8 protein-coding genes and 1 tRNA gene are annotated in these 7,553 nt (G+C 69.4%); 5 read left to right on the top strand and 4 right to left on the bottom strand.

Annotation, left to right across the window (positions count from 1 at the left end; translation table 11 throughout):
• A partial coding sequence (gene purL, locus VF794_RS28010) for a phosphoribosylformylglycinamidine synthase (protein ID WP_331115612.1) occupies nucleotides 1–1,984 on the top strand: 1,984 nt, incomplete at its 5' end.
• Between the two features lie 9 nt (nucleotides 1,985–1,993).
• On the opposite strand, the gene VF794_RS28005 is transcribed toward purL, so the two are convergent.
• Entirely contained in the window at nucleotides 1,994–2,608 is a 615-nt protein-coding gene (locus tag VF794_RS28005) for a Uma2 family endonuclease (protein ID WP_414640965.1), read from the bottom strand.
• 90 nt (nucleotides 2,609–2,698) lie between these two features.
• Nucleotides 2,699–2,770: transfer RNA gene (locus VF794_RS28000), tRNA-Cys, on the bottom strand.
• A 131-nt stretch (nucleotides 2,771–2,901) separates the two neighbouring features.
• On the opposite strand from VF794_RS28000, the gene VF794_RS27995 reads away from it, so the two are divergent.
• The 4 genes from VF794_RS27995 to fdxA all read left to right on the top strand — a co-directional run bounded on the left by VF794_RS27995 (nucleotide 2,902) and on the right by fdxA (nucleotide 6,102).
• Complete coding sequence (locus VF794_RS27995; protein ID WP_331115610.1) at nucleotides 2,902–4,056, top strand: acyl-CoA dehydrogenase family protein; 1,155 nt, start codon at nucleotides 2,902–2,904, stop codon at nucleotides 4,054–4,056.
• A gap of 109 nt (nucleotides 4,057–4,165) precedes the next feature.
• On the top strand, nucleotides 4,166–4,507 hold the full coding sequence (locus VF794_RS27990; RefSeq protein WP_331115608.1) for a rhodanese-like domain-containing protein: 342 nt from the start codon (nucleotides 4,166–4,168) through the stop codon (nucleotides 4,505–4,507).
• Nucleotides 4,508–4,572: 65 nt separating this feature from the next.
• Complete coding sequence (gene asd / locus VF794_RS27985) at nucleotides 4,573–5,661, top strand: aspartate-semialdehyde dehydrogenase (protein ID WP_331115606.1); 1,089 nt, start codon at nucleotides 4,573–4,575, stop codon at nucleotides 5,659–5,661.
• Nucleotides 5,662–5,760: 99 nt separating this feature from the next.
• Nucleotides 5,761–6,102 carry a ferredoxin FdxA gene (gene fdxA, locus VF794_RS27980; protein ID WP_331115604.1) on the top strand — a complete coding sequence of 114 codons (342 nt, stop codon included), beginning with the start codon at nucleotides 5,761–5,763 and terminating at the stop codon, nucleotides 6,100–6,102.
• Nucleotides 6,103–6,188: 86 nt separating this feature from the next.
• Here the strand turns inward: fdxA and VF794_RS27975 are convergent, their stop codons facing one another.
• Both VF794_RS27975 and VF794_RS27970 read right to left on the bottom strand, forming a co-directional pair.
• Nucleotides 6,189–6,974 carry a hypothetical protein gene (locus VF794_RS27975; protein WP_331115602.1) on the bottom strand — a complete coding sequence of 262 codons (786 nt, stop codon included), beginning with the start codon at nucleotides 6,972–6,974 and terminating at the stop codon, nucleotides 6,189–6,191.
• Between the two features lie 126 nt (nucleotides 6,975–7,100).
• Nucleotides 7,101–7,553: hypothetical protein (locus tag VF794_RS27970; protein WP_331115600.1), on the bottom strand; the 453-nt coding region annotated here is incomplete at its 5' end.

The following is a 7,553-nucleotide window of genomic DNA, read 5'->3' as shown; positions in this document are numbered from 1 at the left end:
CTACAGCGTGCTGCGCCACCCCACCGTGGCGAGCAAGCGCTTCCTGGTGACGATCGGCGACCGCACGGTGGGCGCCTTGAGCCACCGCGACCCGATGGTCGGGCCGTGGCAGGTGCCGGTGGCCGATTGCGCGGTGACGTTGGCCGACTACCGGGGCTTGGCGGGCGAGGCCATGGCGATGGGCGAGCGCACGCCGCTGGCGCTCCTCGACGCGGCGGCCTCGGCGCGGATGGCGGTGGCCGAGTCCGTGACGAACATCGCCTCGGCACGCATCGGCAAGCTGGGGGACGTGAAGTTGTCGGCGAACTGGATGGCGGCCGCGGGCAGCCCGGGCGAGGACGCCAACCTCTACGCCGCGGTGAAGGCGGTGGGCATGGAGCTGTGCCCGACGCTGGGCCTCACCATTCCCGTGGGCAAGGACTCGATGTCCATGCGCACGGTGTGGGAGGAGAAGGGGGCTCGCAAGGCGGTCACCTCACCGCTGTCGCTCATCGTGACGGCCTTCGCGCCGGTGCTCGACGTGCGCAAGTCGCTCACGCCGCAGCTGCGCGAGCCGGGCGCGGACACGCGGCTGGTGTTCGTGGACCTCGCGGCGGGGAAGCAACGCCTGGGCGGCTCGGTGCTGGCGCAGACGTATGCGCAGGTGGGCCAGGGGTGCCCGGACGTGGAGACCCCCGAGACGCTGAAGGGCTTCTTCACCGCCATGCAGGGGCTCAACGAGGCGGGCCTGGTGCTCGCGTACCATGACCGCTCCGACGGCGGCCTCCTCACCTCGCTGGTGGAGATGGCGTTCGCCGGCCACTGTGGCTTCGAGGTGGACGTGGCCACGCTGGGCGCGGACGCGGTCGCGGCGCTCTTCAATGAGGAGCTGGGCGCGGTGCTCCAGGTGAGGGCCGCGGACGTGGCGCGGGTGATCGAGGTGCTGCGGACGCACGGCCTGGGCTCCGCGAGCCACGAGCTGGGCCGGCCCGTGGAGGCCTCGACGGTGCGGGTGCGCCATGGCGCGAAGGTGCTCCTGGAGGAGGACACGCTGGCGCTGCGCGAGGTGTGGTCCCGCGTCAGCTACGAGATGCAGAAGCTGCGCGACAACCCGCGCTGCGCCGAGGAGGAGTACGCCGCGAAGTGTGACCCGAGCGACCCGGGCCTGTCTCCCCGGCTCACGTTCGACCCGACGGAGGACGTGGCGGCGCCGTACCTCGGGAAGGGGGCGAAGCCCCGGGTGGCGATCCTCCGTGAGCAGGGGGTGAACAGCCAGCTCGAGATGGCGCGAGCGTTCATGCGCGCGGGCTTCAGCGCGGTGGACGTGCACATGAGCGACATCCTCGCGGGACGCGTGTCGCTGAAGGACTTCACGGGTCTCGCGGCGTGCGGAGGCTTCTCCTACGGTGACGTGCTGGGGGCGGGAGGCGGCTGGGCGCGCTCCATCCTGTTCAACGCGCGGGCCCGGGACGAGTTCGCGGCGTTCTTCGCGCGCTCGGGCACCTTCAGCCTGGGCATCTGCAATGGCTGCCAGATGATGTCGCAGCTGCGCGAGCTCATCCCCGGCGCCGAGCACTTCCCCCTCTTCGTACGCAACGTCTCGGAACAGTTCGAGGCGCGGCTGGTGCAGGTGGAGGTAGCGGAGAGCCCGTCGCTGTTCTTCAAGGGCATGGCAGGGAGCCGCATCCCGATCGCGTCGTCACACGGAGAGGGCAGGGCGGAGTTCGCGAGCCCCGAGGACGCGGCGCGGGTGAACGGGCTGGGGCTGGTACCGGTGCGCTTCGTGGACAACCACGGGCGGGCGACGGAGAAGTACCCGGCCAATCCGAGCGGCACGCCGCACGGCATCGCCGGCCTCACGTCGCGGGACGGGCGCGTCACCATCATGATGCCGCACCCGGAGCGCGTGAGCCGCAGCGTGCAGTACTCCTGGTGCCCGCCGGAGTGGGGCGAGGACAGCCCCTGGATGCGGATGTTCCGCAACGCGCGCGCGACGCTGGGCTGAGGTGAAGCCCTACTTCGACCAGAGGAGCGCCAGCTCGAGCTCGATGGCCTCGAACGGCTCGGCGCGGACCCGCTCCTCCCCGGTGAGGGAATGAATGAGGAGCCAGTCGCCCCCCTGGAGCCGGAAGATGTCGAGCGTGCGGGCCAGCGGGTCCACGTGCCACAGGTGCCGCACCCCTTCCCGGGCGTAGATGCGCATCTTCGGGCCCTTGTCCCTGCGCCGCGTGCGCTCGGAGAGCACCTCACAGGCCCAGTCCGGGGCGAGGTCGTAATGCGCTGGGGCTTCGTCCCCTCCGAGGGCGTCCGGCAGGCGCTCGCGCCTCCACCCGGCGAGGTCCGGCACGAGCTTGTCCGGACGGGGGCCGAGGTGAAGTTCCGGCTCGTCGATGATGACCCATCCGCCCGGTCCCCCCCTGCCGAACTTGAAGGGCGCCATGAGGAGGCCACCCAGGTTCGATGCCGCGTTGGCATGAGGGCGGGCCGGGCGAGGGCTGAGGTGCAGCTCACCGTCGAGGATCTCCGCCACCATCTCCGGTGGAGCCGCCTGGAAGGCCGCCTCCACGGACGGGGCGTTTCGCTCGGTGGACTCGGGGGCTCGGGGGGCCATGAGAGGGGATTTCAGCATGCCGCTCCCCCTGTGCAATCCAGGGACCGATGGGGGATCCCGCAAAGGCGAAGGCCCGATGGGACCGGAGTCCACATCGGGCCTTCTGTGAGGCGCCACCCGGATTCGAACCGGGGAATGAAGGTTTTGCAGACCTTTGCCTTACCACTTGGCCATGGCGCCGCGAGTTGCGTGCACGTCCTTATATGAACCCGAAACAGCCCGGTCAAGACAGTAGAGGGGGGAGCGTGCACATCCGTGTCCGGTAGCATCGGAGGCGAGCAGTCCAGCCAGCCACCGGAGGGACGTCAACGATGCTGCAGGGTTACGGGCTGTACCTCGAGGAGCACGAGGCCTTCCGACGCACCGTCCGTGCGGTGGTGGAGAAGGAGTTGAAGCCCTTCGCCAGCCAGTGGGAGGAGCGGGAGGAGTTCCCCCGGGAGCTCTTCACCCGCTTCGGCGAGCTGGGCTTCCTGGGTCTCAAATATCCCCAGGAGTACGGCGGCTCCAATGCCGGCGAGCTCTACGAGGCGGTGCTGCTCGAGGAGATGGGGCGCTGTGGCTCGGGCGGGGTGGCCGCGGGCCTCGGGGCCCAGCACACCATCGCCACGGGGCCCCTCCACAAGTTCGGCACCGAGGACCAGAAGCGGCGCTTCCTCGCCCCGGCCATCCGGGGAGAGAAGATTGGCGCGCTCGGGATCACCGAGCCCAATGGCGGCTCGGACGTGGCCGGCCTGCGCACCACCGCCCGCCTCGACGGGGACCACTACCTCGTCAATGGCTCGAAGACCTACATCACCAACGGCGTCCGGGCGGACTTCATCGTCCTGGCGGTGAAGACGAACCCCGACGCCGGGCACAAGGGCCTGTCCCTGCTGGTGGTGGAGAAGGGCTCCCCGGGCTTCTCCGTGGGGCGCAAGCTGAAGAAGCTCGGCTGGCGCGCCTCGGACACCGCCGAACTCTTCTTCGAGGACTGTCGGGTGCCGGCTGCCAACCTCCTGGGAGGGGTGGAGGGGCAGGGCTTCTATCAGATCATGGGCAACTTCCAGTGGGAGCGCCTGTCGCTCGCGCTGGGGGCGGTGGGGGCCATGGAGGAGATGCTGGAGGTCGTGATGGCCCACGTGCGCGACCGGAAGGCCTTCGGCCACACGCTCAACGAGTTCCAGGTGGTGCGACACAAGATCGCCGACCTCGCCACCGAGCTCGAAGCGGCGCGCCAGCTCACCTACCACGCGCTGCGCCTGCACGTGGGCGGTGAGTACGCCATCGCCCAGACGTCCATGGCCAAGAAGGTGGCCACCGAGACCGCCTGCCGCGTCGCCGACGCCTGCCTCCAACTCCACGGCGGCGCCGGCTACATGATGGAGTACGACATCCAGCGCCACTGGCGGGACGCTCGCCTGGGCCCTATTGGCGGGGGCACCAGTGAGATCATGAACGAGATCATCGCCCGGCAGCTCGGTCTCTAGGCGGGCACGGGCGTGGGCGGGCAGGCGGGCTCACGGGAAGGGCATACGGGAGCTCCTCGTTCTGCGGGACAGACACCGCGGCAGGAGGTCCCAGGTAGTGGATCCCCGTATGCACTGTACCGAGCTGTACGTCCGGCTCGGGGACGAAGAGATTCTCGTCCTCGATTGCCGTGAGCCAGAAGAGTGGGATCGCTACGGCCTCCACATTCCCGGGGCCCTATGGATGTGCTTCGAGGAGATCCTTCGGGACGCGGAAGTCCTCCCGGATGATGAGCTCATCGTGGTGTGTGGGTGTGCTCCGGATGGCTCCGATGCGCGCCGGGCCTGCAGCCTGCTCCAGCAGCGGGGGCTCAACGCCGTGTGCCTGGATGGGGGCCTCCACGGGTGGATCATCAACGGGCTGCCGACCGAGAGCCATGTCTCGGAGGCCTCGATGAGTGGGCTGTGGTGAGCCCGGGCCAAAGGGTGTAAAGACGCGCCACCCCACTCCCCGCACGGAAAGGGAAGCAGGACACCATGGCCAAGCTTCGCGCCGTCCTCATTGGCGCCACTGGACTCGCCGGGCAGCAGTTCATCGCCGCCCTGAAGGACCACCCCTCCATCGAACTCACCGGACTGGCGGCCTCGCCCCGCTCGGCGGGCAAGACCTACGTGGAGGCGCTCCGCACCGCCAATGGGATGACCGCCTGGTTCGTCCCCGAGGCGCTCCCGGAGTCCATCGCCAGGATGAAGGTGGTGAACGGCGAGGACGTCCAGGCCAGGGACTACGACATCGCCTTCTCGGCGGTGGAGTCGGATGTGGCCAAGGATCTGGAGCCCCGGCTCGCCCGGGACATCCCCGTGTTCTCCGCGGCGAGCGCCTTCCGCTACGAGGCGGACGTGCCGCTGCTCATCCCCCCGGTGAACGCCGCCCACTCCCCCCTCGTGCGCGAGCAGCAGAAGCGCCGGGGCTGGAAGGGCTACATCGTCCCCATCCCCAATTGCACCACCACCGGCCTGGCCATCACCCTGGCCCCGCTGGCCGAGCGCTTCGGCATCAAGTCGGTGCTGATGACCTCGATGCAGGCCATGTCCGGTGCGGGCCGCTCCCCGGGCGTCATCGGCCTGGACATCCTGGACAACGTCGTCCCCTTCATCCCCAAGGAGGAGGAGAAGGTCCAGGTGGAGACGAAAAAGATCCTCGGCACGCTGGACGCTGGGGGCGGCGCGCTCTCCGCGCATGACGTCCGGGTGTCCTGCACCTGTACCCGCGTGGCGGTGCTGGAGGGCCACACCGAGTCCGTCTTCGTCTCGCTCGCCCGCAAGGCCAGCGTGCAGGAGGTGGTGGGGGCGATGCGCGAGTGGCGGGGCGCCGAGGTGTCGCGCGACCTTCCGTCCGCGCCTCCTCGGTGGATCGAGGTACTGGATGATCCCTTCCGCCCGCAGCCGCGCCTGGACCGGGATACCCACGCGGGCATGGCCACCACGGTGGGTCGGGTGCGCGAGGACGCCGTGCTGGAGAACGGCTTCAAGTACATGCTCGTCTCGCACAACACCAAGATGGGGGCCGCCAAGGGCGCCATCCTGGTAGCGGAACTGATGCGTGCCCAGGGACTTCTGGGCTGAGCAGGCAGGCGAGCCCGAAATTAGGGGGTGCCACCCCCATGACAACCCATTACTGTGCGCGCGCGCACGGACACAGTTCAGTCCAAGAGGAGAGTTTCAATGGCGTACGTGGTCACCGAGCCTTGCATCAAGTGCAAGTACACCGACTGTGTCGAGGTCTGCCCGGTCAATTGCTTCTACGAGGGTGCCAACTTCCTGGTCATCCACCCCGATGAATGCATCGACTGCGGCGCCTGCGAGCCCGTCTGCCCGACGAAGGCGATCTTCCCCGAGTCGGATCTGCCCTCCGAGTACTCCGAGTACAAGACGCTGAACGCGCAGTTCGCCACCCAGTGGCCGAACATCGCGGAGAAGAAGGCGTCGCTGCCCGAGGCCGAGGAGTACAAGGACAAGAAGGGCAAGCGGAGCCTGCTCGAGGCCAAGCCCGGCGGGAAGAAGTAGGACGTCTCCCTCTCCGACTGGGAGAGTGTCGTCCCGAGGCCCTTCGCCGAGAGGTGGGAGGGCCTCTGTCATGTCCGCGGTGCCCCTCAAGAAGTCAGGAAGGCACTGAGTTTCAGCCCCCGAGCGGCCAGCGCGTCGCGGATGCGCGCCAGGTCCTCCTGGGGGAGCGGCCCGCGTTTCCCCTGGATGCGCAGGGCCACCTCGCGAGTGCCCGTGCGCTCCACCTCCACCGTGGCCTCCAGTGCTCCGCCCAGGCGCATCGCCAGCGCCGGCCGCTGCGACTTCACGAACACCTCGATCTTCTCGATGAGCTCCAAGGTCGCCTGGACGCGGGCCTCGGGATTCGACGCCTCCACGGTGGTAGCCGGCGCGCTGGCGCCTCCCGGGCCGCCCTGGTGTGCCCCTCCGGCGGCGGAGAGGGCTTCTCCGGAGGGGGGAGGGGCCGAGGTCTCTGGCCCAGACGAAGGGGAGGGCGTGCGTGGCGCCGCGGGCTCGGGACGCGGCTCTCGGGACAACTCCCGGGAGAGGAGGTCGGTCACGCGCTGTTGCACCCACTCCTGGTGCGTCTGGTGGGAGTCGCCACGCGCATCCCGGAGCCGGTGGGCCTCGGCGGTCATGCCCTGGCGCACCTGACCCAGGTTCTCCACGCTGGCGAAGGCGCCCCGCTGTGGCGTCCGCGCCAGCCCGGTGGTGGCCACGGTCCCGGTGGCCCCTCGCGCGGGCGTCACCGGCGGGCGTGCCACCTGCCCTCCACGGGTCAGGGCCGGAGCCTTCGCCACCTCCGGGCCGGTCTTCTTCAGCACTTCCTGGAAACGCCCCTTGTCCGACGCCGGCCGGGCCGGCGCTGCCTCGTTACGACCGTCGATTTTCATGGTCCCTCTCGGGGCTGGGTGGAACCCGAGGGGGAGCACGGTCCATGCCAGTGGGCGCACGTCGCGACGTCTCCTGGAAGGACTCTCCCGCGGTGGACGGGAGGCTCCGAGGCGGGACGGGTTTGGCTACTTTGTCTCCGAGGCGGGCAGCGGCCCCGCCACGTAGATGACCTTGTCGCCGGACCAGGCGGGATCGAAGCGATCCCAGGCGCCACCGCCGGGCACGGGCTGGAATTCACAGAGCTTCTGCTTCGACTCCCCCGGAGCGGGGGTGACCCTCAGCTGCCTCGGACCGGACAACTGCCGGGCGGGCTCGACGAGGCTCAACTCCTGGGTGCCCTTGATGAGGGCGGGCCGGAGGGTGCGCAACTCCTCCGCCTCCTCCTGGGTGGTGGGCTGCGTGGGGGCTTCGGAGAACGCGCCACTGCCCAGATCGACGAGTCCGACGACAGGGAGTCCTCCATTCACGCGCTCGCGTACGACAGCCAGCTTCTTCCCGCCGGGCGTGAGTCCGAGAAGGGAGATGAACCCCGCGCCCTCCACGAGCCTGCGGGCCATCTCCGGAGCTTCCACCAACCA

Origin of the sequence: Archangium sp. (assembly GCF_036389735.1) — a bacterium.
Taxonomy (GTDB): Bacteria; Myxococcota; Myxococcia; order Myxococcales; family Myxococcaceae; genus Archangium.
The sequence above is the reverse complement of the archived record's forward strand: the minus strand, read 5'-3'. Positions and strand labels throughout refer to the sequence as shown.

Excerpts from the sequence above, each read along its gene's own strand:
- VF794_RS28005 (WP_414640965.1), bottom strand. The coding sequence starts at position 2,608 with ATGCTGAAATCCCCTCTCATGGCCCCCCGAGCCCCCGAGTCCACCGAG.
- VF794_RS27995 (WP_331115610.1), top strand. The coding sequence starts at position 2,902 with ATGCTGCAGGGTTACGGGCTGTACCTCGAGGAGCACGAGGCCTTCCGA.
- VF794_RS27990 (WP_331115608.1), top strand. The coding sequence starts at position 4,166 with ATGCACTGTACCGAGCTGTACGTCCGGCTCGGGGACGAAGAGATTCTC.
- asd (WP_331115606.1), top strand. The coding sequence starts at position 4,573 with ATGGCCAAGCTTCGCGCCGTCCTCATTGGCGCCACTGGACTCGCCGGG.
- fdxA (WP_331115604.1), top strand. The coding sequence starts at position 5,761 with ATGGCGTACGTGGTCACCGAGCCTTGCATCAAGTGCAAGTACACCGAC.
- VF794_RS27975 (WP_331115602.1), bottom strand. The coding sequence starts at position 6,974 with ATGAAAATCGACGGTCGTAACGAGGCAGCGCCGGCCCGGCCGGCGTCG.